A 24,404-nucleotide genomic window follows, 5' to 3' on the forward strand; every position below is an offset into this window, starting at 1 on the left:
GGAATGATCTGACCCCATAAAGTTGGACAGTTAGTTAAGCAGTTTTTAAAAACTGGTTTCTATATTGTACAGGGGATAAACCTTGTAGCTTCACCTTGATTCTCTCATGATTATAATAATGAATGTACTCTCGTATAGTTTTCTCTAACTCATCAGTTGATTGAAATTTTTCACCATGAAAGCACTCCGATTTTAATATTCCAAAGAAGCTTTCTATTACAGCATTATCTAAGCAATTTCCTTTACGAGACATACTTTGAATTAAACCATGTTGCTTTAATTGCTGTTGATAATGAGCCATTTGATATTGCCATCCTTGATCTGAATGGAGAATTGGTTTCTCATGTCGCTTAAGTTTAGCTAAAGCATGAATGAGCATATCTTTCACTAACTCATAATTGAGTTTACGTTGGATCCGGAAGGTAATAATTTCCCCATTAAATAAATCTATAATTGGTGATAGATAAAGTTTTTCACCGTTAACATTAAATTCCGTCACATCAGTTGCCCATTTCTGGTTGGGACGGTTCGCTTTAAATTGCCGTTGCATAATGTTATCGGCCACCATCCCGACACAACCACTTTTATATGAGCGATATTTTAGTGCTCTGATACGTGATTTAAGTCCCATAGTTTTCATAAGACGATATACACATTTATGGTTGATTATTATTCCTGTACTTTTCAGAGCAAGAGTAATTCTACGATAGCCATAGCATCCCTTATGCTTGTGATATATGGACTTGATCTGCTGTTTTAACTCAGTATATTTATCCTTAGAGCGTACAGCTTTCATGTGATAGAAATAAGTACTACGAGCGATCTTGGCAATACTGAGTAAGAGCTTTAATGGATAAATTTGCCTTAATTCTGAAATAACTTGAACACTGTCTGCAGTAGAAATTGAATTTAGGTACGTTGCTTCAGTTTTAAGGCTTTTAGCTTTTTTAAAAAGGCAACCTCTGCTCGTAAAGCGGTCACTTCATCAATGAGCTCCTGCTGAGATTTATCTTTGTCATCTTTTACAGACTTGGTTATTTTAGTTTTATCTTGTTTAAGCATATTGGTATAAATCCTCGTGGTATTAAACCCAGCAATCCCTTCTTTATGATACTGAGCTAGCCACCTTCTTAAAATTGACGTCCCGCTCAGATTTAACCGTCTTCTAACTTCTCTTACCGGTATCTTATCAAGAAGCATTTGTACAGCCTTGATTTTAAATTCGGAAGAGTAGTAGGTTTTTTTAGTTTTAACATTCAGGCCATCTTCACCTTGTGCCTTATAGTTTTCAATCCATAAGCGGATGGTTTGGAGATCTACATTAAATTCTTGTGAAAGGATTTTATATCCTTTACTTCCCTCTAAATAAGCTTGAATGACTTTTAATTTTAACTCTTTTGAATGCTTCGGAATTGGCATAGAGCACACCTCATAAGTTTTAAAAGTCTAACTTATGGGGTGCAGTTCAGAACGGGAGGGGGACACCTCCGGGTGTGCTGATCTTTTGGGTATCAGTCTGTCAACCTTCTCTCGTTTCGCCACCATTATTTGACAGTAATGTGGTGAAGCTTCTTTATTACCCAAAGGAGTTCGCACATGCGTACTATTTCTTATTTATTGGCCTTCGCCAAATTCTCTCTATTTATACCGTTTAAACAATCTGTAAATCGGTTTAATCGACTCTAGGTTTTTACGCCTAAACATCGTTACGACTAAAACATAGCAACAATAAACCCGAGATAGGCGAGCACACCATTTTGTGCCGCTTTTGTATGCCTGTTTTTAGCACTCAATTTAAGAGTGACGGCATTTCTATCTCTTTTACATACAACAAAAAATTATTTTAAGCGGTATATATGAAAAATTTAGAATCTTCATTCAGAGCACTACGAGTGCTGCACACAGCAAAAGACTTATTTACTCAAAATGGGTTTAACAAGGTCGGAGTTGACCGAATTATTGCTGAGGCCAAAATTCCCAAAGCGACTTTCTATAACATCTTTCATTCAAAAGCACGACTGATCGAGATGTGTTTAACTTTTCAAACGGATGCGCTCAAAGTAAAAGTCCTTTCAATTATCAATTCATACAGCGAACTTATGGTGTTCGATAAACTCAAGCAAATTTACTTTTTACATGCCAATTTAGAAGGATTTTACCGTTTACCATTTAAAGCAATTTTTGAAATTGAAAAGTGTTATGCAACGGCTTATCGAGTGGTTGTTGATTATAGAAACTGGTTTATAAATGAGCTTTATAAGCTGCTTCTTACTGTCAAAACTACCGCTTCAATAAAAGATGCCCACATGTTTCTATTTGCAATTGATGGAGCAATGGTTCAGCTGTTAAGTGCCAATAGCGTAGATGAACGAGATAAATTATTAGCTTACTTTTTATTTATGCTATCTGAGCATTCAACTTAAATCTTAAAAACAAAAAGCCCGTGATTGGGCTTTTTCTTTTAGATGCGGCGATTAAAACTTAAGTTTTTTAAGCCCACGACTTACACCATTTTGTAGAGCGGCTTTAATGATAGGGCCAATAAATGGTACGCGACCTTTAAAGCTAATGGTGTAATCCAAACGACTACGATTATTTCCCAAGTCAGTAAATTTCATGACACCACGGTGGCCCTTAATTGGGCTAATCCCGCTCGTAATTGCATATTCGATCAGTTCATTTTCTTTGTAGACTAAATTGGTTTCTACAAATGAAGGGGTCAATGGAATAGACATTTTGCGCGCAGAGCCAACACCATTACGAGCGTCTTTTCCATTGCTAATGCGAGTCACTTTAGCAGGAGCGAAAAGTTTACTTAGGTTTTCATGCTCACTTAAAGTCGCAAAGACCTTGTCTACGGGTGCATCAAATTCTTGTACGATGTTGATTTTTTGAGTTTTTAACATCTTATTCCCTCTAGAAATTATTTTGACATTGGTAATTGTCAGAATTTGGATGTTAGCACGCTTTGGGCAATGGGGGAATTCTTCTTCGTCGGAGTTATCGCATACTTAAAAAATTCACTTTGGTACATCTACAATGCTTTTTGGTCTTTTCTTAATTTTTTAAAGAAAGGCTGAATCACAGACCAGTTGGTTGAAACCCAGCAAATAAAGGAACCCGCCGTCACCATTGCTGTTCCTTGCCAAAAGCTCATTGAAAGTTGAGTTTGTAAAACAAACATCGCCAAAATAGACGAAATGATCGGGGTGAAATAAGAGGCCACCACAAGCACGGTAATGTTTCCATGAATGATGCCAATATTCCACGCGGCATAACCAAAACCCATGGCAGCAGAAGCAACTAAAAGTGTCATGACTGTTGGAATATCCATTGAAGGAATAGCAAAGTGCCCCGATACAAGCAGCTTGAGCCAGAGAGTGAGCGCGACACCAACAAAAAAAATGGAAATTGGATTTTGCCCATTACTTAATTTTTTGGTGAGTACACAGTAAAAAGCCCAAATAATGGCACCTGCAAATGCCAAAATATAGCTCAGAGGGTTACTATGAAAATTATCGACAAGACTATTTAAACTAAAATCGCCGCTTCCAATTTGAATAAAAATAATGCCGAAAATTGAAAGCATTAGCCCTAAAATAATAAGGAAATTAAACTTTAATTCCTTAAAAATAACAAAAGCTAAAACCGTTAAACTCGGCCACAGATAGTTAACAATACTAATTTCAATTGCTTGCAGTGCTGTCTGAGAATAAGCAATCGCAAATGAAAAGCACACCTCATAAGCAACGAATAGAATTGTGCCAAATATTAAGTATTTTTTAGAGATCTGCTTAAAATCTGGAACTTTGAAAATAGCAAGCAACAATAGCGCACTTAAAGAATAAATAAAGGTAACACCTAGCTCAGGCCCAATGGCGGCACTGACTTGTTTCATTAAGCCCACCAGAGATGCCCACATGAGAATGGCGCTTAAACCAATCAATGTTGCTAGATTTTTTGACATAAAATTCAGTAAATAACGGTTAAAAAATGGTAAAAGATGAAGATATATGGATGAAAGGAATCAATTTTCAAGCTAAGGAATATAGGACAAATTATATAAAATATAAACAATTAAATTTATTGATTGGTTGAATCTGCTATGTTTATTTAGCATTCAATTGATTAACGAAATTTCGAATAAAACAACATTTGTACGAGGAAAATATGGAAGTCATTAAAACAGTTGGTGTTGTTGGAGCAGGTGTAATAGGTGCAAGTTGGACGGCCTTATTTTTATATAAAGGATTTAAAGTTAAGGTCTATGACCCATATCCTATAGATGAAGCGGTCTTTAAAAATAGAATATCTGCAAATTTAAATGATTTATTGGCTTTAGATCAAAATGCTGAACACAGTTATTCTCCGCAAGATGTACTGCTTCATCTGGAAATTTTTAATAATTTAAAAGATGCAGTTTCAGATGTAGATTTTATTCAAGAAAATGCCCCTGAACGTCTCGAGGTGAAACAAAAGCTATATCAAGAAATCACAGCATATTGTCCTGAACATACCATTATTGCTTCAAGCTCATCGGGCTTAAAAGTGTCTGATTTTCAAAAAGAGGCGCAACACCCAGAACGTATTTTATTAGGACATCCTTTTAATCCACCTCATCTTTTACCTTTGGTCGAGATCGTTGGTGGTAATTTGACAGATCCTCAAATTTTAAAACAGGCTTCTGAGTTCTATAAACAACTGGGTAAGAATCCAATTATTTTAAATAAAGAAGTAAAAGGGCATGTCGCAAACCGTTTGCAGGCTGCGCTATGGCGAGAAGCTTTTTCATTGGTTGAACAAGGCGTGTGCTCTGCCGAAGATGTCGATGTCGCGATTACCAGTGGGCCGGGTTTAAGATGGGCTCTCTTTGGCCCCTACATTAATATGCAGCTTGCCAACCAAAAGGGCTTTAAAGAAGCAATTCATCATTTAGGCCCACCAATGACAGAATGGTGGAATGATATGCACGCATTTCAACATTCAGACGAGACCACAGAGTTGTTGGAAGCACAAACCAACCAGCTACTAACACAATATAAAGATATCGATTTATACCAAACCAGAGATAAAGGTCTGGTCGATATCTTAAAGCTCAGACAGCAACTCAAGTTAGATTGAGTCAAATTTTGAAGACAAAGCCAGTCATTTTATTGCAGAGATGATTGGCTTTTTTTGTTGGAGCAAATAATAAAAACGTTCTTAGCCAAAATTATTGTGTATTCATTAAATGTTACTGAAATTCCTATCGCGTTGCATTTGAACTATATGCCTTACGTGAAAAGTAAGAATCGTTGCAAACCGTAAAGAAAGCCTCCTCATAATCAAAGGACATGATAGAAAATAGAGGAATAACAATATGCGCGCTTTAACTTACCACGGTGCAGAAGACGTTCGAGTAGAAACAGTAGCAGACCCTATTATTCAAGAACCAGATGACATTATTTTACGCGTGACTGCCACAGCGATATGTGGCTCTGATTTACATTTATACCGAGGCAAAATCCCTAGAACCGAACAGGGCGATATCTTTGGGCATGAATTTATGGGTGTGGTTGAAGAGGTCGGTCCAGCTGTCACCACAGTCAAAAAGGGTGATCGTGTCATTGTTCCTTTTGTGATTGCCTGTGGCGAATGTTTCTTTTGCCAACTTGACCTAACTGCTGCCTGCGAAACCACGAATACAGGGCGCGGCGCAATTATTAATAAAAAGCAGATTCCACCAGGCGCAGCTTTGTTTGGTTATAGCCATCTTTACGGTGGTGTACCGGGCGGACAAGCAGAATATGTGCGTGTACCAAAAGCCAATAAAGGCCCTTTTAAAGTGCCAACTTCACTGTCAGATGAAAAAGTACTTTTCTTGACTGATATTTTACCCACCGCTTGGCAAGCCGTGACCAATGCTCAGGTGAAACATGGCTCAACCGTTGCAATTTATGGTGCTGGTCCAGTCGGACTGTTAAGCGCTGCTTGTGCCAAGATGCTCGGTGCTGAAAAGATATTTATGGTCGATCACAATGACTATAGATTGAACTATGCAGCGGCAACATACGGTGCTATTCCGGTTAATTTTGATGAAGTCGATGCTGCCGAATTTATTATTCAACATACCGACAATTACCGCGGTGTCGATGCTGTGATTGATGCGATTGGCTTCGAGGCAAAAGGCAGTGTGATTGAAACAGTCCTGACCAATTTAAAGCTTGAAGGTTCAAGTGGTGCAGCACTGCGTCAATGTATTGCCGCGGTTCGCCGTGGTGGTGTGGTCAGCGTACCGGGTGTCTATGCAGGCCCGATTCATGGTTTCTTATTTGGCGATGCTTTTGATAAAGGACTAACTTTTAAAATGGGCCAAACCCATGTGCATCAATATTTACCGCAACTCTTAGAATTGATTGAGCGTGGTGAATTAACACCTGAAACGATTATTACCCACCGAATGAAATTAGAAGATGCCGCAGAGGGATATCGCATTTTTAATGAAAGAGAAGAGGACTGCCGTAAGGTGATTCTACTTCCTTAAGATTCTCAATCTTATAATTTAGTTTCAAGCCTCTTCGTAAAAGGGGCTTTTTTATTTTCAAGATGCGCAATTTTTAGTGCAGCTTTTTATTTTTGAACTTAAATCGCACCTAAACGGCTCAAGTTTAGTATTACTTTTAACCAAAACCGTAATACTAAGCTGGCATGTCCTTTGCATAGTCTTAAGTAATTAAAAGTGATCTAGGGTTCCGATACTTCATGTATGACTGGACCGAGAGTTCACGGTTCCTAGCGAACTACACGGAGGGATAAAAGCCCGGGAGGAAGTCTAAAACTATCCGACAGGAGTAGCTATGAACACTGCAAGTTATCATAACCATCAGGCGATTTGGACCGAACTTTTACCCGGCGGACATCACTGGTCGGGTCGTATTCAAAAAGGAACTATTCTTAGATTTACATCGCTTGGCGCTCAGGCAAATGTTTCTTTGTTTTGTGTAAATGCTGCCGATGTGCTTGAACGTTTTAACATGCCCGACAGTTTAAAAGGACAACATACCGCTTATTTAAAAGCTTCCAATGTGCTCTATTCAGACCTAGGCCGTGTGATGGCTTCCATTGTTCATGACGATCATGGTTGGAACGATGCACTTTGTGGTCCAAGTCGACCAGAACAAATTGAGAAGCAATTCGGCAATCGCACATTTCAAGATGCCCGCAATGATATGTACCAAAACGGCTTAGACAGTTTACTCATTGAAATGTGTAAATACGGACTTGCCAGCCAAGACCTGAGTGCCGCGGTTAACCTATTTTCTAAAGTTGTACCAGATGAAAACGGTGCTTTGTCATATGTCAGTTCTGACAATACTGATCAAACCATTGAACTGCGTTTTGAAATGGACTGCTTGATATTTTTATCTGCCGCGCCGCATGGTTTAGACACCAGCCCAAGCTATCAACCTGCTGATATTCAACTCAGTTTATTTAAAGCCAATTCACTAACAGACAGCGATATTTGTCGTGATGCGTGTTCGCAAAATCAGCGTGCGTTTCAAAACACAGCCCGCTACTACGCGCTTAGCAATATTTAAATCAGGAGAAGCATCATGACAGTTTTACAATCATTTGAAAAAGCAGTTTTAAATGAAGTTTGTCCTGCGGGCGAAGCGTGGATGTGCGAGGTTAAAAAGGGCCAATATTTTCGAATTATTGATCTTGAGGGAAACCAAGCGGTCGATACTTTGTTTATGAGTGCCGAAAATCCAACTGAGCGTTATAGCGCAATGGACACTTTGGCCATCAACCAACAAATATATCTAGAAAAGGGCACCAAGCTCTATAGCAACTTTGGCCGTCCAATTGCCGTTATTCATGATGATAACTGCGGGCGCCATGACACCATTGGCGGCGCCTGTTCATGTGAAAGTAATACGGTTCGTTATGCACATGAAACGTATCCCATGCATAGTTGCCGTAACAACTTTATGTATGCCTTGGCAAAACACCCTATTGCAAAAAAGCATGGATTAAATGTCCGTCATATCGGCCCAAACATTAATTTTTTTATGAATGTGCCTGTTACGTCAGATGGTCAGCTTAAATTTGATGACGGAATTTCAGCGCCGGGTAAATATGTTGAAGTTCGTGCAGAAATGGATTTAATTGTTTTAATTTCCAATTGTCCGCAGCTCAATAACCCATGTAACGCCTATAACCCAACCAAAATTCAGTTGGTTGTCCGTGAAGCGGAAGGGGTGTAAGCATGTTTAAAAAAGTTCTGATTGCTAACCGTGGTGCAATTGCCTGTCGCGTCATTCGCACTCTTAAAAAACTCGGGATCGCTTCGGTGGCAGTTTACTCCGAAGCCGACCGTGATTCTTTACACGTGACTTTGGCCGATGAAGCTTTCTTGATTGGACCTGCACCTGCGCATCAAAGTTATTTAAATATTGAAAAAATCCTTGAGGTTGCAAAACAGTCTGGCGCAGAAGCCATTCATCCCGGTTATGGTTTTTTGTCTGAAAATGCCGAGTTTTGTGATCTGTGCGAAAGCCAAGGTATTGCGTTTATTGGGCCAACTTCAAGCCAAATGCTCGATTTTGGTTTAAAACATACTGCACGTGAGCTGGCTATTAAAAGCAATGTACCTTTACTTCCGGGCAGTTCGCTACTTGCCGATGAAGCTGAGGCCTTAACTGAAGCGGCCCGTATTGGTTATCCAGTCATGCTGAAAAGTACCGCGGGCGGTGGTGGTATTGGCATGCGTTTGGTCTGGAATGAAACAGAGTTAAAAGATGCCTATCAAACAGTGTCTTATTTAGCGCAAGTCAATTTTAAAGATGCAGGTTTATATTTAGAAAAATTTGTACAACATGCACGCCACATCGAAGTGCAAATTTTTGGTGATGGAAAAGGGCAAGTTTTAGCGTTGGGTGAGCGAGATTGTTCGGTGCAACGCCGTAATCAGAAGGTGATTGAAGAAACACCCGCACCACACCTAAATGAACAGCAACGTGAGTATTTGCAAAAAGTTGCGGTTCAACTGATGCAGTCGGTGAACTACCGCTCGGCAGGCACAGTTGAGTTTGTCATGGACACCGAAACCCAAGAATTTTATTTCTTAGAGGTTAACACGCGCTTGCAAGTCGAGCACGGTGTGACCGAACAAGTGTTTGGTGTCGACTTGGTCGAGTGGATGGTTACCTTGGCAAGCGGTGACTGGTCAGCACCGACTGAAAAGTTAGAGCCAACAGGACATTCCATTCAGGTTCGTCTTTATGCTGAAGATCCGATTAAACAGTTCCAACCAAGTGCGGGCTTACTTACCCATGTTAAATTTGACCCGCAAGCACGAGTCGAAACATGGGTAGAAACAGGGTCAACGGTGTCGTCTTTTTATGACCCAATGATTGCCAAAATCATTGTGACTGCTGCAACACGGGACCAAGCCATACAGGCAATGAGTGCTAGTCTTGCCAACACGCAAGTCGCAGGCATTGAAACCAATTTAGAATATTTACAAAACATTATTGCTTGCGATGTGTTTGCTTTAGGTACTCAAACCACTCGATTTTTAAATACGTTTGAATGGAAAACTCAAAAAATTGAGGTGTTGCAGGCTGGTATTCAAACTGCCATTCAAGACGTAACAGGTCGATTAGGTTATTGGGATGTCGGTGTACCGCCATCTGGTGCGATCGATCCGCTCAGTTTAACTGTGGCAAACCAGCTTTTGGCCAATGAACCAAATACCGCAGGGCTTGAATGTACCTTGCAAGGGCCAACTTTAAAGTTTCACTGCGATAGCCAAATTGTGATTACTGGCGGCGATATGCCGTCAAAACTTGATGGTGAACTTGTGCCGATGTGGCAAACCATCAATGTAAAAAAAGGCCAAGTTTTAAAATGTGGCATCATTCGTTTAGGTTGCCGTAGCTATATAGGCGTGAAAGGTGGTTTCGATGTTCCTGAGTATTTAGGGTCACAGGCGACTTTCACTTTAGGGCAGTTTGGTGGGCATGCAGGCCGTAATTTATTAATTGGCGATATGCTGCCGATTACTGAATATTCCGCTCAATCGACTACAGCTTTAGCTCAAGCACAAATTCCTAGCTTTACCCAAAACTGGGAAATTGCAGTCATGTATGGCCCACATGGCGCACCAGATTTTTTCACCAAACAAGATATTGATACCTTCTTTTCCAACGAGTTTGAAATTCACTATAACTCAAGCCGTACAGGCATTCGCTTAATTGGTCCAAAACCTGAGTGGGCACGTGAAGATGGCGGTGAGGCAGGCTTACATCCATCTAATATTCACGACAACGCTTATGCGATTGGGGCAATTGATTTTACGGGTGATATGCCAATTATTTTGGGTCCAGATGGTCCGAGCTTAGGTGGCTTTGTCTGTCCTGCGGTAGTGATTCATTCCGAGCTTTGGAAAATTGGACAACTTAAAGCAGGCGATAAAGTCAAATTTGTACCAGTCAGTTATGCGCAAGCAAAAGCACTTGATCAAAAATATCATCAAAGCTTAACTGCGACCGATACAACTCAGATCAATTTTAATCCAGCTATTCAAGCAGAACCCGACACTTTAAAAGATGCCGTTTTAGCCACTTTAGATGGTGAAGCTGACTTACCAAGCGTGACCTATCGACCAGCAGGAAATAGCTATTTGTTGGTGGAATATGGTGAGTTAGTCCTCGACCTAAATTTACGTTTCCGTATTCATGCGCTCATGCAATGGGTCAAAGATCAAAACATTCAGGGTATTATCGACTTAACACCGGGTATTCGTTCACTACAAATTCATTTTGATTCAATTCAATTCGATCAACTGGAGCTTCTACAGAAACTTCAGCAAGCAGAAGCCGAGTTACCCGATATTCAAAATATGCAGGTACCTTCACGCACTGTCTATTTGCCTTTGGCTTGGGAAGATTCGCAGACTCAACTTGCAACTGAGCGCTACACACAAATTGTTCGACCAGATGCACCGTGGTGCCCAGATAACGTCGAGTTTATTCGCCGTATTAATGGCTTAGCTTCAAAGCAAGCGGTTAAAGATGTGGTCTATAGTGCGAACTATTTGGTGATGGGGTTAGGTGATGTGTATTTAGGTGCACCCGTTGCGACGCCGCTCGATCCACGCCAACGTTTAGTCACCACAAAATATAACCCTGCGCGAACTTGGACACCTGAAAATGCGGTCGGCATTGGCGGTGCGTATATGTGTGTGTACGGTATGGAAGGGCCGGGCGGCTATCAATTCGTTGGTCGTACCACTCAAATGTGGAGTCGTTACCGTAAAAATGCCGACTTCGAAGAAGGTAAACCATGGTTACTGCGCTTTTTTGACCAAGTTAAGTTTTATGAAGTTTCTGAGGCTGAACTTCTGCAAATGCGTGAAGACTTTAAGGCGGGTCGGCTACAACTTCGTATTGAAGATGGTGTGCTTAACTTAAAAGAATACAACGAGTTTTTAAAGACGCATCAAGACAGCATTCAAGCCTTTAAAGATACACAGCAAGCTAACTTTGAGGCTGAACGCCGCCGTTGGCACGAAGCGGGCCTGCAAGAATATATTTCTGAAAGCCTGGATGCTGTAGATGATGGCGAAACCGTGGTGATCCCTGAAGGAGGCTGTACAGTCGAATCACACATGCCGGGGTCAATCTGGAAAATTGAATGTGCATCGGGTGATATTGTTGAAGAAGGTGCAACCCTTGCGGTAATTGAGGCAATGAAAATTGAAATTCCAATTATTGCGCCGGAACGTATGAAGGTAGAAACCATTACCATTGAAAAAGGGCAAACCGTAAAAACAGGACAAGTGCTATTTACCTTAGCACCTGTCGCTTAAACCAAAAGAGGGCATCAATATTGATGCTCTCTTTTTTTATTATGCTTCGGTCAAATGCTTTAATACTTTATGACCATGTTCAACAGCTTCTAATTTAATTTTCGACTCTGGATTACCTGATAAAGGCGAAACGTTATAAAGCAAGTAAGTGGCGCTTAACTGCATTTGTGTATATTGAATTGAATATTGAACCGCTTTTAAAAAACTATTCGCTAAGTTTTCTCGGTCGTTCACCATATCGGCTTCTTTTTGCCCGACCGTCATACTAATAATGACTTTTTTATCTTTTAATTTGTCGCCTTGAGAGCCATAAGCAAACTGATAAGTAAAAACTTCATCAAACCATAACTTCAAAATTGCCGGCATATTAAACCAGAACATAGGATATTGCAGAATGATGGTGTCATGGCGTAGCAACGCTTCTTGTTCAGCACTTACATCAATTTTATAGTCTGGATAAAGCTGAAAAATATCTCGGACTTCAAGGTCCGGATAGGTTTTTATAAGTTCATTCACTATCGTTTTATTTGCAATTGATTGAGCGTAGTAGGGATGGGCCAAAATAAGTAAAGCCATAATAATGCCTTGTAGCTATAAAAATCATAGTCACTATAATTTTTATAGTATATGTGTACAATAACTATCAAAATTGATAGGTGGCATGAAAAATGGCAAATACTGAAAATAAATGTGAAATCACCATGAATGGAAAAACCTATCCATGTCATATCAGTATGGCTATGGATTTGGTGGGTGGAAAATGGAAAGGTGTTATTTTGTATTATCTAAAAGATGGGCCAAAACGTTTTAATGAAATCAATCAATTAATGCCCACCATCACAGAAATGACCTTAAGCCTTCAACTTAAACAATTAGAGCAAAGTGGCTTAATTTCTCGAACCGTTTATGGTGAAAAAGCACCAATTAAAGTGGTTTATGAAATGACAGATTTTGGAAAAACTTTTAGGCCAGTTTTAGATTCTTTATATGTCTGGGCTCATAGTTTGATTAATTTATCTGAGGTTTCAGAATAAAATTTCGATTCACAATTATTATAATTAATATAAAAGATTGATTTTTTAATGCTCGCTTCAATTAGCCCTATCCCTGTGCATAGGGCTTTTTTTTGCCCAAAAATCACTCATAAATTCCTACCAAGCCCATCAAAATCCTGCTTAAAAACTGGCACATTTTCTGCATCTCATATCAGTAATACAAAAATTGAATTTGGTAATACCAAGCTAGAGGTGCGATATGAACGATGTAAAACCTGTGGTTCAACCAAAGCCAACTTTAAAAGCCTTTTTAGTCGAATTGCTTAGCGTACGTGCAGGCGTATATATCAAACAAAACAAACAGGCGCCTAAAACAAAAGGATAAGACTGTGGCAAAACAAAAGTTAGCTCGAATCAGTATTACCGTACCTGAAACGACCCTTAACGCACTCGACCAAAAAATTGTCGAGCAGAACTATGAAAGTCGCTCGCAAGCCATTGTCGACATGATTAATAAACACCTGATTGCAGAGCAAGCACAGGCCAATGAAGTCATGGTGGGCACTTTGACGCTACTTTATGACGCTAGCCAAATGACCTTACGCAATCAATTGGTCGATTTACAACAACAGTTTTTAGCACAGGTGATTAGTTCACTTCATATTCAGCTCGACCAGCAAAAGATATTGCAAGTCATGTTAATGCAGGGTGCGAGTTCTGAACTCAGACAAATTAGCCAGCAATTTATTGTGCTGAAAGGGGTGATTAAAGGGCATTTAGAACTGATGGATGCCGCCATGCCGCCTATACAGCAAAATGACTAAATGAGGAGTAGCGTGTTGAAAAAATTATGGACTATCCAAGACTGGAAAACAGCATATCAAAATGGGCAAATCCATCTTGAAGATTTGATAGGTTACGTTGCAGAAATTAAAAATGATGACCATGCATGGATTGAAATTGCATCGAATAAACAGATTCAGGCACAAATTGATGTTTTCAAAGACCAGAATATTGCTGACTTACCACTATACGGTGTGCCATTTGCAGTTAAAGATAACATTGATGTTGCTGGTTTTCACACTACTGCCGCCTGTAAAGAAGTTGAATATTTAGCGACTCAAGATGCTGCCGTAGTTGCCAAACTAAAAAAAGCAGGGGCGATTGTGGTCGGTAAAACTAACCTCGATCAGTTTGCGACTGGGCTGGTTGGCGTTCGCTCTCCATACGGTGCAGTAAAAAATAGTTTTAACCCTGAATATATCAGTGGTGGTTCAAGCTCAGGTTCATCAGTGGTGGTTGCCAACGGTATTGTGCCTTTTAGTTTGGGGACAGACACGGCGGGGGCAGGGCGTGTACCTGCGGGCCATAACAATATTGTGGGCCTTAAACCGACAAAGGGCTGGTTTTCTACCACAGGTTTAATTCCTGCATGTCGGACTATTGATGTGATTTCTATTTTTGCACTGCATATTGATGACGCTTGGACCATTGCCAATTTAATGCAGGGCTACGATGAAACAGATGAATATTCACGAGTACATCCAGCCAATGTACCGACTCAGTTTTCTAAACAAAAAATTGCTATTCCAGCTCAGCTTGAGTTTTATGGTGATCTTGAATCTGAAAAAGCTTTTTTAGTTGCAGTCGAGCGCGTAAAAAAACTGGGTTATGAAATTGAGAATATTGATTTCAGTGCATTTAATGAGCTTGCTGCCGCACTGTATAACGATGCATGGGTGGCAGAAAGAACAGTCGCCGTTGAACGCATGACCACACGTGAAAAGGCTCATCCAGTCATTGCTCAAATTATTGCGCAGGCAGATAAATTCAAGGCAACAGATGCACTTCAAGCCGAATATAACCGTGCCGTTCTGGCTCGAAAAATTAATTTGGCATTACAACCTTTTGATGCATTGATGGTTCCGACAGCACCAACCATTTATACCATTGCCGAAGTTGAAGCCGACCCGTTGACTAAAAATGCACACATGGGGGCATATACCAACTTTGTCAATTTTGCTGATCTTTCGGCTTTAGCTTTACCTAACGTACTCCGTGAAGACGGCCTACCAAGCGGCGTAACCTTTATTGCACCAGCTTGGCACGATCAGGCACTCGTCAATTTTGCGCAGCTCTGGCAAACCGAAACATCGCTGAGTTTAGGTAAATCAACTCGACATTATCAAAAAAGTCTAGAGATTCAATTAAATCATTCAGTACAGCTAGCAGTTGTGGGAGCACATTTAACAGGCATGCCCCTTAATTTTCAGCTGACTAGTCGCAATGCCACTTTGCTTAAGAAAACCCAGACCGCAGAGACTTATAAGCTCTTTGCCTTAAAAAATACCACGCCGCCAAAGCCGGGGCTGCAATGTGATGCAGCAGGGACATCAATTGAAGTGGAAGTGTGGGATGTTCCTTTAGCAAATTTTGGAGCCATTGTGGCTGAAGTACCTGCACCACTTGGTATTGGGAACTTGAAACTAAAAGATGGAACATGGGTTAAAGGCTTTATTTGCGAAGCGTATGCCATTCAAGATGCAACCGATATTAGCCATTTTGGAGGCTGGCGAGCTTACATACAGTCACTCAATCAAACCGCTCAAAGTGTTGTTAGTAAAAATGTTGGGGAAGTTTCTATATGATTAAAAAAGCGTTGTTATCCGTATCTATTTTATCGGCAGTTGTATTGGGTGGGTGTGACAATACAGCTAAAGTGCCCGAGGCTAAACAAGATGCTCAGGCAGCCACCAATACAAAACCAATTACCATTGGCTATAGCGATTGGCCGGGCTGGGTGGCTTGGCAAGTAGCCATTGAAAAAGGCTGGTTAAAAGAAGCAGGGCTAAATGTAGAGTTTAAATGGTTTGATTATTCGGCTTCGCTTTCAGCCTTTTCGGCAAATCAGCTCGACGCTGTTTTGGTCACCAATGGCGATAACTTGGTAACTGCTTCGGGCGGTACGCAAGGCATGATGATCATGGCAACAGATTATTCTGCGGGCAATGATGCCATTATTGCAAAAGAGGGTATTAATACCATTCAAGACTTAAAAGGAAAATCAATCGGTGTCGAAAAAGGCTTGGTTGATCATCTTTTACTAGCAACAGCTTTAACTGACCATAACATTAAAGCGAATGAGGTAAAGCTGGTAAATTCAGCGACAAACCAATTACCTCAAGTGTTTAATAGCCCAGATATTTCTGCAATCGCTGTTTGGCAACCTGTTGCAGGTCAAGCATTAAAAGCAGTGGCAGGCTCTAAAATTATCTATACCTCTAAAGACAAGCCGGGTTTAATTTATGACACCTTAACAGTCAACATGAGCCACTTAACTGCTCATCAAGAAGAATGGAAAAAGATCATTCAGGTGTGGGACAAAACAGTTAAATATATTAATGACCCCGCAACACATGCCGATGCAGTTAAAATCATGGCAAACCGTTCAGGGGTCGACCCAAAACAATATGAATTAATGGTCAGTGGTACACATCTATTAGATATCAATGCCAATAAAAAAGTATTTGCTAAATCTCAAGGCTTTGACTCAATTTATGGCTCTAGCTATCACGTCAATAAATTTAATGTCGAAACTGGTATTTATAAAACTGAACAAAATGTAGATGGGCTGATTTATCCAACACTCATAGAACAACTTAAATAAACCCCATAAATAAAAAAGCCCAAGTTTAACTTGGGCTTTTTAATGTCTTTCTTATTTTTCTGTACTGACCTGAGTCATACGGGGGATTTTTGGTAAGTCTTGTAAAGCTGGGTCAAGCTCATCTTCTTCGGCGTGAACTAAATAATCAACCCGTGAACGGAGTTGTTTAAACTCAGGTGTGCTCATCAAGTCGAGTGAGCGTGGACGCGGCAAATTAACTTCAATAATTTCTTTAATTTCACCTGGGTTGGCTTTAAGTGCCACAATTCGGTCTGCCAGTAAAATAGCCTCATCCATATCGTGAGTGACAAAAATAATGGTGATATCAATGTTTTGCCATAAATCCATCAAGTGCTTTTGCATTTTTTGACGGGTGTGTGGGTCGAGTGCACCAAAAGGTTCATCCATGAGTAAAATTTTAGGTTGATTAACTAAAGCTCTAGCAATCGCAACGCGCTGTTTCATACCACCAGAAAGTTGGTGTGGATACTGATTTTCATATTTTTCTAAACCAATAATATTGATCCATTCGCGTGCTTGAGCTTCGGCTGTCATTTGACTAGCGCCGCGCATTTGCGGACCAAACATCACATTTTCTTTTACAGTTTTCCAAGGAAAAAGGGTATAACCCTGAAACACCATGCCGCGTTCAGGGCATGGACCCGTAATGCATTCGCCGTCTACTAAAACTTCTCCACTATGGTACGGGTCTAAACCTGCGATAACACGGCTCAGTGTCGATTTACCGCAGCCAGAAGGGCCAATTACACAAATAAATTCTCTTTTATGAATTTTTAAATCGAGCTTATTTAAAACGGTGCGTTCGCTTTGACCATGCTTAAAGACTTGGCTCAGTTGTTTAGCTTCTAAAATAACAGGACGTTCATAAATTTTTTGAAAGTATTCATGCGCGTTAAATGTTGAATCGTTCATTATTTTGCTCCTACTTTCCAAGTGAACATCCGCTCACCTAACTTCATTAATAACCAATCACAGACCAGACCAATCACACCAATAATCAAAATAGCCGCATAGACATTGTCAAAGTTTTGATAGCGTGCCTGTTGGGTGATAAACCATGTAATACCCGAGGTCGTACCAATCAACTCTGAAACAATTAAATAGGTCCAAGCCCAACCTAATAGCACGCGTAAATCACGGTAAATATCAGGTAAAGCTGCAGGAATCACCACGTGAAATAAACTTTTGAGCTTATTGGTACCAAGCGTATAGCCAGCTTCAATTAAGCTTCGATCTACCATTCGGGTGGTATTGGCAATAATGAGAATTTGCTGAAATAGCGTACCAATCACAATAATCGCAATTTTAGGCGCATCATTAATCCCTAAAATTGCTACTGCAAGTGCACCAAAGGCGGGAGCGGGTAAGTAACGGAAAAATTCGACAAACGGTTCTGTTAATAGGGATATCCGCTTAGAAAAACCACACAAAATACCCAGTGGAATTCCAATCAATGAAGAGATAAAAAAAGCTGAAAAAACCAGTTTGATACTGTGCCATAAACTTTGATGAAACCACGGTGAATCGGGTTGCTCTGGTGGCGTGGTAAATGCGGTGACCAAAGCCTTAGCGACTTCATGGGGAGCAGGTAAATAAATCGGATTGACCAAAATACCTTGTGGTGGTGCAGAATTTCGATTGACTGCATTTTGTGCTTCGAGATAGAACACATTTTTATCAATGCGACTTCCTACTTGTAAGTAAGAAACACTGCCTGAACTTGTGATTTGTACTTGAGGATGCCAAACAAAAGGTAAATAACTGATTGCGCACCAAAGACATATTGGAATCACGAAAGAACAAATACTGAGAATCAGCTTGTTCTTTCGCGTAAATTCCTTTGCAACATAACCCATATCGAGAGCTCCCCATTTTTATCAGTATTACGATTTTCATAAAACGTAATATTGTTAAGCAAAATAGGTGCCATCTTTAAAGTGCTCTAGATGACTTAAGACGAGGGAATTAAAGTTTCATGTAAATACACCCAATAACACTTTTTATCTTCTACTTTGATGCAGGCTGTGGATGTACGTACTGTCTCGGTTTCATCAGTTTGCTGATGTTCTTGGTATTGCACCCAGCAATAATTTTCAAATTCGTATAAAGCTGTACTCTTAATAATGGTGATTTTTAAAGAGGATTTCTTTCCAATATTTTGACTAAATAAGTTTTTAACTTCGGCTAAACCAATACTTTGACCTTGAACCGTAACCATCTTAAAATTTTGATCAAAGCTATCTAAAAGGGGACTCAGACTTTGTTCTGCATTTCGACCTGTAAATACATTTTCTATTAAAACATGTAAGTCAATGACACTTTGAATGGCCTGATCCATTTGATTAGACATGATTTTTCTCCTTTAATACCTTATCTTTCTTTTAGATAAACTAAAAAGTATGTAAGTTAGGGGAAGATAAGCTATTTTATATAAATAGACAATTCTGTCTGTTTTTTATAAAATATCGATGATTATGACTCAGTTTTTATAATAATGATGTCCCATAAAATATTTCAAATTTTAGATAGTTTAGGGTTGGTCGCACAGAACCGCGTTCTTCATGTGCAATTTTCCAACGCATCATTAAACAATCAAGTCTTCTTGCAACGCATTGAGGGTGAACATACGCTCAACCAAGGTAGCGTTGCTGAGTTACTGTGTCTGTCGACAAACGCGCACATTGCATTAAAACAATTTATTGGCTGTCAGGTTGCTGTCGATCAGGTCACCGATACAGGCCAGTTTTTTAGAACTACGGGCATTATTACAGAAGCGAGCCAAGGGCAAAGCGACGGCTCACTCACCATTTATAACCTCACCTTAAAAGATCCAACTGCACTCTGGCATAAACGTCGTAATAGTCGCGTATTTATGAACAAAAGCGTGCGCGATATTAGCGAAATTCTGTTTAAAGAATGGCAGGGTAAAAGCCCGTTATTTGCCGCAAGCTTAACCCTCGACACATCTGGGTTAACCAAAGACTACGATGTACGTCCATTTGTGATGCAGTCAAACGAAAGCGATTATGACTTTTTAACTCGTCTGTGGCGTAGTGAAGGAATTAACTGGCTGGTCGATGAATCACAGCTTTTTGTCGCTGACCCGAATGCGTCCATTCAGCCGCAAGTCTTACGTTTAATTGACGATAACCAAAATTATCAGGCGCTTGAACGCCGTAGCCTCCGCTACCAACGTAGCAGTGCCACAGAACAGTTTGATACCATTACCCAAGTCAAGGCAGAACGCCGCTTACAACCGACTTCGGTTCATGTGCAACGCTGGCAAGCTGATGCGCTGCAACAAGAAGAAGGTAGCGGTAGCGTACAAGGTAAGCAGCAGCACAGCGAACACTATGATAATGCGAGCCTAAACCTTGAAGATGCATGGCATGTTAGCCCAGCGTGGATGCAAGACTTAAAAGGCGAAGACCAAGCCACAGCTTCAGGCAATAGCCAGATTGAACAGCTTAACCAACATATTAATGCTTACCATCACCTGAGCTCGAAACAGTTTACCGTTTCGGGCAACGTCCGTGATGCACAGGTCGGTTACTGGTTTGAACTCAATGAACACCCAGAACTCGACCAACATGATAGTGCCGACAAAGAGTTCTTAATCTTAAGCAAGCACTACTACAACCAGAATAATTTACCGAAAGAATTACAACAGCAACTTGAGCGACTATTACCAAAAGACAAGCTCAAGGCAGCCGAACTCGACAGCCAAAATACTGAGCAGCGCCACTATGCTGAACTCAATGTCGTTCGACGCAACATACAAGCTGTACCTGAGTATAATCCGCTAGAGCACCGACCAGCCGCTTACCCGCAGCGTGCTAAAGTGGTGGGGTTAGAGGGCGAAAGCATTCATGTCGACCAGTGGGGACGTATTAAGGTCCGCTTCCTGTTTACCAGAACTGACGACCATAGCCATGACGGTGGAGCGGGAAGTAACGACAATGACACCGACTCGGCTTGGGTGGATGTGCTGACTCCGTGGGCAGGTGCAGGTTATGGCGCACGCTTCTTGCCACGTGTGGGAGAGATCGTGGTGATCGATTTCTTTGACGGCAACATTGACCGTCCATTTGTGGTGGGACGCATTCACGAAGCTGAACGTCACCCAACCCAGTTCGACCAGAAAGGTCATTTCCCCGACACTAAAAAACTCAGTGGTATCCGTTCAGAAGAAGTCGACGGTAAAGGCTTTAACCAGCTACGTTTTGATGACACCACAGGACAAATCAGTGCCCAGCTACAAAGTAGCCATGCGGCAAGCCAGCTCAACTTGGGTAACTTAAGCCATCCAAAAGACAAAGCTGAAAGTGATGGTCGTGGTGAAGGCTTCGAACTCAGAACTGACCAGTGGGGAGCGGTGCGAGCTGGCAGTGGTTTACTCGTTAGTACCCATAAACAGGACCAAGCCCAAGGCGTACACCTCGATGCAAATGAGGCCAAACAACAAATCGAAGGCGGTCTCGACAATGCCAAGGCACTCAGTGAAGTTGCCAAAAATCAGCAAACTGACCCATTGGAAATGCTTGAGAACCTAAAAACGTTCATAGAGCAAATTGAAGAAAAAGATCAAGACAAAGCTGCCGCTTTTAAGCAAGCCTTGATGATATTAACTGCACCTAACAGTATCGCTTTAGCCAGTAATGAAGACATTCACTTAAGTGCAGATGACCAGCTAAACCAAACTGCTGGAGACAGCATTAATCTGTCTACCCAAAAGAATTTAATCGCGCATGCCCAAAATAAAATTAGCCTTTTTGCAGCTCAAGAAGGGGCAAGACTTTATGCAGGCAAAGGCAAAGTCGAAATACAAGCGCAAGGCGATGGAGCCGATTTAATTGCCCGTAAAGCTGTTCAGATTATTTCAACAGAAGACAAAATTGAAATTAGTGCTTCTAAAGAAATCGTTATCACGGCAGGGGGGTCTCAAATCAAGATTAATGGCTCGGGAATTTTCCCTGTCACTGGTGGCAAGTTTGAGGTAAAAGCTGGGCAGCATTTATTTATGGGGGGAGGGAGCGTTCAGCCTAGCTTACCATCATTACCTGTTTTTGAACCCCAGCCGCAGGATTTATTTTTAGAATATTTTCATGCTGATGGTACGCCCGCAAAAGGTTCTAATTATACGGTAACACTCTCTGATGGTTCTAAAAGAACTGGATTTTTAGATGAAAAAGGGCAAGCTTTTATTCGAGATGTTCCTGTTGGAAAGGCACAAGTTCTTTATGAAACTGTATTTAGTGAAAATGAGAAATCAGATGCGGTTGATGACAGTTGGTTTTCTAACTTTATTCAAACCAAAGGTGTTAAGTAATGGTTGAGCAAAATAAAACACCTGAAACAGGAAATGAACAGTTTTGGCAAGGTTTAAGTGGTAAATCAGGATATATTCAACAAGAATTTATCCAATCTTCTGAGTTTCTAAGTCTTGCATTAGGTGAGTCTGAATATGGCGTAGCGAGACATGCACCTTTAGAAAAAAAAGATCAAACCCAATATGCTTATGTATCTAGTCATTTTTCAATTGAAGCATTACCTGAATCTGCAGGTTTTTTAGATAAGTTTCAACATGCGATACAACTTGCATTTGCTGTAAAAGTACAAACAGATATTAATCTTGCAAATAATATTAATAAGATAATTGATGAAAATATAGACGATATTCAATATATTTTTGGATTTATTAGTGGCGATTTTAATAAAGATCCTACAGTTGCCCAAGTGATTGTGGGTGGCCTCATCAGTATGATCCCTGTTGCTGATCAGATATGTGATATCCGGGATTTATTGGCCAGTGTTATTATTTTATCAGATGAAAAAGAAAGAACACCTGAAAACTGGATGAGTTTAGCCTTAGTAGGAATTGGTGTAATTCCATTTTTTGGTTCAGTTTTTAAAACGATTGCCAAGTTGATTACTAGTAAAGTTATTAAAACAAAAGATGAGTTATTTAAGGCAATTGAGCAGTTGGAATCTTATTGTCGAAAGCTTGGTTATAAACCATTTTGGGGAGATAACCCTGAAAGGTGGCTGAAAACCAAACCTTGGATAGAAATAGGTACAAATGCAAAACTAGTCCTTAATCAATATCTTGCAAAACTACAATCACTTTTACAAATGTATGGTAGTCGTAATACTGCTAAAATGACTGGGTTTGATGCTCTGGCAGATAAATATGCGGCTGCACTTAAAAGTATCATGGCTCAGATTGGGCGGTATATTGATGATCTATGTCGTCAGGTTGAGAATGCCTGTCATGAGATTATGGGACAACCAAAACTGAGTGTGGCTGGTGGACATGGTAATGGGATGGATATCCATATTGGTGGGAGTCCCAGTCAACCGACTCGAGCTAGCCATACACAGCCATCTAATAAAATTGCTTTTGCCAAGATGAAAGAGCATAAAGTCGGATGTTTTGATCCAGTAAATACTCCTAAAGCTCGAGCCAATGCACGTAAAAATATTGATTTAGGACATCCGCCACAAGCCAAGCGTGAAAATTGGTCAGAAGATCAATATTTAAAGTGGGAAACCGATCGCCAGTTAGAAATGCAACAGAATGCTTTAAATAGTATGACGGCAAAAGATTATGAGAAAGGTCGGGATCTTTTTAAGCAAAATGGGCGAGGGAATGGTCTGGATCAGGTGCAGACTAGAACCAAATATGAAAAAGACTTGAGAGAAAAGTATTTTAATGAATACAAAAACACCATGGATCCAATTGATGCTGATATTAAGGCAACAAAAGATGCTAAAAGTGTGATGACAACTATGGCAGCCTTACATAATCCTGATCAAATTACTGGAGGGATTGAAAGTAATGCAGCGATGGATATGGGTTTAAAAAATGTCAACTCCTCGATAGGGAGCGGTTGGGGAAATGTAGCAAAAAATGAAAAAGTCAGCCGTGTCCAATCAATTGATGATGCAGTCAGTGGAGTGGGGTTAAATGCCAAAGAAACAACTAAACTTAATGTGAAATTAGAGAGATGTAAATAATGTTGCCGATTAGCCAACAGGAAGAGATACAAAAGTACTTTGATTACTTTAATGTTAAGTTTTCTAAGATTGAAATAGGTAAAAAACCAACGCCTGAATTCATTGCTCAGCATCAACATACTTTTCCTGAATATCTATTTTATATTTGGGAAAAACTTGGTTTTGCATCGTTTGAAAATGGCGGCTTTTGGCTAGTCAATCCAGTAGATTATGAAGATATTTTAGAACTTTGTCTCAAAGATACTGACTTTCCTGAATATGATGAATTCTATATTCTTGGAAGAAGTGCTTTTGGAGAATTGCATGCTATAGGTAAAAATACGAGTTCAAAGTTGACAATAGATATGATCAATTTAAGAATTTACCCATCAATTAAAGATATCCAAGATACTGAAAATAATGATTTATTAGGCTCATTTTTATCTATGATTGTTACTAGAGCCAAGAATGAAGACATAGATGTTTATGATCAAAATGGCAAATTACTTTTTGATCGCTGCTTAACAAACTTAGGTGAACTTACCGAAGATCAAATCTATGCCTTTGAACCACCAGCAGTATTAGGTGGGCCACAAGTTATTGAGAATATGAAAAAAGTAGATTTATTCCAATACATTCCTTTTGTAGCTCAACTAGATAAGTTTCAAGTGATGTTGGATATTGCCAAAGAGGTTGATCGTTTAGGGATTAAGCCAAATCATTAAAAAGTAGTAAGTTATCAATTTTTTGAGTGGGAGTTTAACTCCTACTTTTTTATTGATCAAAAATAGCAATTAACAATATCTTTTGATTCATTAGGTTTAGTTGTGGCAATAAAGCAATTAGTGATTCTATAAGCCATGTAGGATCT

The 24,404-nt window shown here is 40.1% G+C and carries 22 protein-coding genes and 1 riboswitch; of the genes, 14 read left to right on the forward strand and 8 right to left on the reverse strand.

Translation table 11 applies throughout. The annotated features are described in order from the left end of the window. Positions 1-34: 34 nt before the first annotated feature. Both J690_RS24785 and J690_RS24790 read right to left on the reverse strand, forming a co-directional pair. Positions 35-904: an IS3 family transposase gene (locus J690_RS24785; RefSeq protein WP_106405999.1), complete on the reverse strand. Its 870-nt coding sequence runs from the start codon at positions 902-904 to the stop codon at positions 35-37. Between the two features lie 5 nt (positions 905-909). Further along, positions 910-1,419, reverse strand: a complete 510-nt coding sequence (locus tag J690_RS24790; protein WP_002120495.1) for a helix-turn-helix domain-containing protein — start codon at positions 1,417-1,419, stop codon at positions 910-912. 437 nt (positions 1,420-1,856) lie between these two features. Here J690_RS24790 and J690_RS04890 point away from each other — a divergent pair, with 437 nt between their 5' ends. Then, complete coding sequence (locus J690_RS04890) at positions 1,857-2,423, forward strand: TetR/AcrR family transcriptional regulator (RefSeq protein ID WP_032034451.1); 567 nt, start codon at positions 1,857-1,859, stop codon at positions 2,421-2,423. A 51-nt stretch (positions 2,424-2,474) separates the two neighbouring features. On the opposite strand, the gene J690_RS04895 is transcribed toward J690_RS04890, so the two are convergent. Beyond that, complete coding sequence (locus J690_RS04895) at positions 2,475-2,906, reverse strand: SRPBCC family protein (RefSeq protein WP_017481476.1); 432 nt, start codon at positions 2,904-2,906, stop codon at positions 2,475-2,477. Positions 2,907-3,034: 128 nt separating this feature from the next. Beyond that, positions 3,035-3,967: an aromatic amino acid DMT transporter YddG gene (gene yddG, locus J690_RS04900; RefSeq protein WP_032034454.1), complete on the reverse strand. Its 933-nt coding sequence runs from the start codon at positions 3,965-3,967 to the stop codon at positions 3,035-3,037. Positions 3,968-4,170: 203 nt separating this feature from the next. On the opposite strand from yddG, the gene J690_RS04905 reads away from it, so the two are divergent. The 5 genes from J690_RS04905 (at position 4,171) to uca (ending at position 11,854) form a co-directional block, all read left to right on the forward strand. After that, entirely contained in the window at positions 4,171-5,121 is a 951-nt protein-coding gene (locus J690_RS04905; RefSeq protein WP_032034456.1) for a 3-hydroxyacyl-CoA dehydrogenase NAD-binding domain-containing protein, read from the forward strand. Between the two features lie 238 nt (positions 5,122-5,359). After that, the gene (locus J690_RS04910; RefSeq protein ID WP_032034458.1) at positions 5,360-6,523 is read left to right on the forward strand and encodes a zinc-dependent alcohol dehydrogenase; all 1,164 of its coding nucleotides are present in this window, start codon (positions 5,360-5,362) and stop codon (positions 6,521-6,523) included. 189 nt (positions 6,524-6,712) lie between these two features. Further along, a riboswitch (guanidine-I (ykkC/yxkD leader) is annotated at positions 6,713-6,808 on the forward strand. A 28-nt stretch (positions 6,809-6,836) separates the two neighbouring features. Further along, positions 6,837-7,577, forward strand: coding sequence for an urea amidolyase associated protein UAAP1 (locus tag J690_RS04915; RefSeq protein WP_032034460.1), 741 nt, complete (start codon positions 6,837-6,839; stop codon positions 7,575-7,577). A gap of 15 nt (positions 7,578-7,592) precedes the next feature. Continuing rightward, a complete protein-coding gene (locus J690_RS04920; protein ID WP_013198314.1) occupies positions 7,593-8,246 on the forward strand; it encodes an urea amidolyase associated protein UAAP2 in 654 nt (217 codons plus the stop codon). A gap of 2 nt (positions 8,247-8,248) precedes the next feature. Then, a complete protein-coding gene (gene uca, locus J690_RS04925; RefSeq protein ID WP_032034462.1) occupies positions 8,249-11,854 on the forward strand; it encodes an urea carboxylase in 3,606 nt (1,201 codons plus the stop codon). Between the two features lie 39 nt (positions 11,855-11,893). Here the strand turns inward: uca and J690_RS04930 are convergent, their stop codons facing one another. Then, positions 11,894-12,430, reverse strand: a complete 537-nt coding sequence (locus J690_RS04930) for an NAD(P)H-dependent oxidoreductase (RefSeq protein ID WP_032034465.1) — start codon at positions 12,428-12,430, stop codon at positions 11,894-11,896. A gap of 92 nt (positions 12,431-12,522) precedes the next feature. Here J690_RS04930 and J690_RS04935 point away from each other — a divergent pair, with 92 nt between their 5' ends. The 5 genes from J690_RS04935 (at position 12,523) to J690_RS04955 (ending at position 16,516) form a co-directional block, all read left to right on the forward strand. Then, a complete protein-coding gene (locus J690_RS04935) occupies positions 12,523-12,888 on the forward strand; it encodes a winged helix-turn-helix transcriptional regulator (protein ID WP_032034467.1) in 366 nt (121 codons plus the stop codon). 220 nt (positions 12,889-13,108) lie between these two features. Continuing rightward, positions 13,109-13,234: a hypothetical protein gene (locus tag J690_RS23575; protein WP_016144832.1), complete on the forward strand. Its 126-nt coding sequence runs from the start codon at positions 13,109-13,111 to the stop codon at positions 13,232-13,234. A 4-nt stretch (positions 13,235-13,238) separates the two neighbouring features. Further along, positions 13,239-13,673 carry a CopG family ribbon-helix-helix protein gene (locus J690_RS04945; protein WP_032034471.1) on the forward strand — a complete coding sequence of 145 codons (435 nt, stop codon included), beginning with the start codon at positions 13,239-13,241 and terminating at the stop codon, positions 13,671-13,673. A gap of 12 nt (positions 13,674-13,685) precedes the next feature. After that, positions 13,686-15,497 carry an allophanate hydrolase gene (gene atzF / locus J690_RS04950; RefSeq protein WP_032034472.1) on the forward strand — a complete coding sequence of 604 codons (1,812 nt, stop codon included), beginning with the start codon at positions 13,686-13,688 and terminating at the stop codon, positions 15,495-15,497. Beyond that, complete coding sequence (locus J690_RS04955; protein ID WP_032034475.1) at positions 15,494-16,516, forward strand: ABC transporter substrate-binding protein; 1,023 nt, start codon at positions 15,494-15,496, stop codon at positions 16,514-16,516. The genes atzF and J690_RS04955 overlap by 4 nt, the downstream gene beginning before the upstream one ends. A gap of 51 nt (positions 16,517-16,567) precedes the next feature. Here the strand turns inward: J690_RS04955 and J690_RS04960 are convergent, their stop codons facing one another. The 3 genes from J690_RS04960 to J690_RS04970 form a co-directional block, all read right to left on the reverse strand. Continuing rightward, on the reverse strand, positions 16,568-17,449 hold the full coding sequence (locus tag J690_RS04960; RefSeq protein WP_001000088.1) for an ABC transporter ATP-binding protein: 882 nt from the start codon (positions 17,447-17,449) through the stop codon (positions 16,568-16,570). Further along, the gene (locus tag J690_RS04965) at positions 17,449-18,393 is read right to left on the reverse strand and encodes an ABC transporter permease (RefSeq protein ID WP_009389057.1); all 945 of its coding nucleotides are present in this window, start codon (positions 18,391-18,393) and stop codon (positions 17,449-17,451) included. Before J690_RS04965 ends, J690_RS04960 begins: the two co-directional genes overlap by 1 nt. A gap of 95 nt (positions 18,394-18,488) precedes the next feature. Continuing rightward, positions 18,489-18,887 carry a hypothetical protein gene (locus J690_RS04970; protein WP_032034477.1) on the reverse strand — a complete coding sequence of 133 codons (399 nt, stop codon included), beginning with the start codon at positions 18,885-18,887 and terminating at the stop codon, positions 18,489-18,491. Between the two features lie 144 nt (positions 18,888-19,031). Here J690_RS04970 and J690_RS04975 point away from each other — a divergent pair, with 144 nt between their 5' ends. The 3 genes from J690_RS04975 to J690_RS04980 are packed head-to-tail and all read left to right on the forward strand — an operon-like array spanning position 19,032 to position 24,258. Then, a complete protein-coding gene (locus tag J690_RS04975) occupies positions 19,032-21,866 on the forward strand; it encodes a type VI secretion system Vgr family protein (RefSeq protein WP_370425423.1) in 2,835 nt (944 codons plus the stop codon). Next, positions 21,866-23,554 (forward strand): polymorphic toxin type 15 domain-containing protein, encoded by a 1,689-nt coding sequence (locus tag J690_RS23540; RefSeq protein WP_068906684.1) that lies wholly within the window; start codon positions 21,866-21,868, stop codon positions 23,552-23,554. Before J690_RS04975 ends, J690_RS23540 begins: the two co-directional genes overlap by 1 nt. Further along, positions 23,554-24,258 (forward strand): GAD-like domain-containing protein, encoded by a 705-nt coding sequence (locus tag J690_RS04980; RefSeq protein ID WP_032034483.1) that lies wholly within the window; start codon positions 23,554-23,556, stop codon positions 24,256-24,258. Before J690_RS23540 ends, J690_RS04980 begins: the two co-directional genes overlap by 1 nt. Positions 24,259-24,404 lie beyond the last annotated feature (146 nt).

Source organism: Acinetobacter sp. 742879 (genome assembly GCF_000588535.1).
Lineage (GTDB): Bacteria > Pseudomonadota > Gammaproteobacteria > Pseudomonadales > Moraxellaceae > Acinetobacter > Acinetobacter pittii.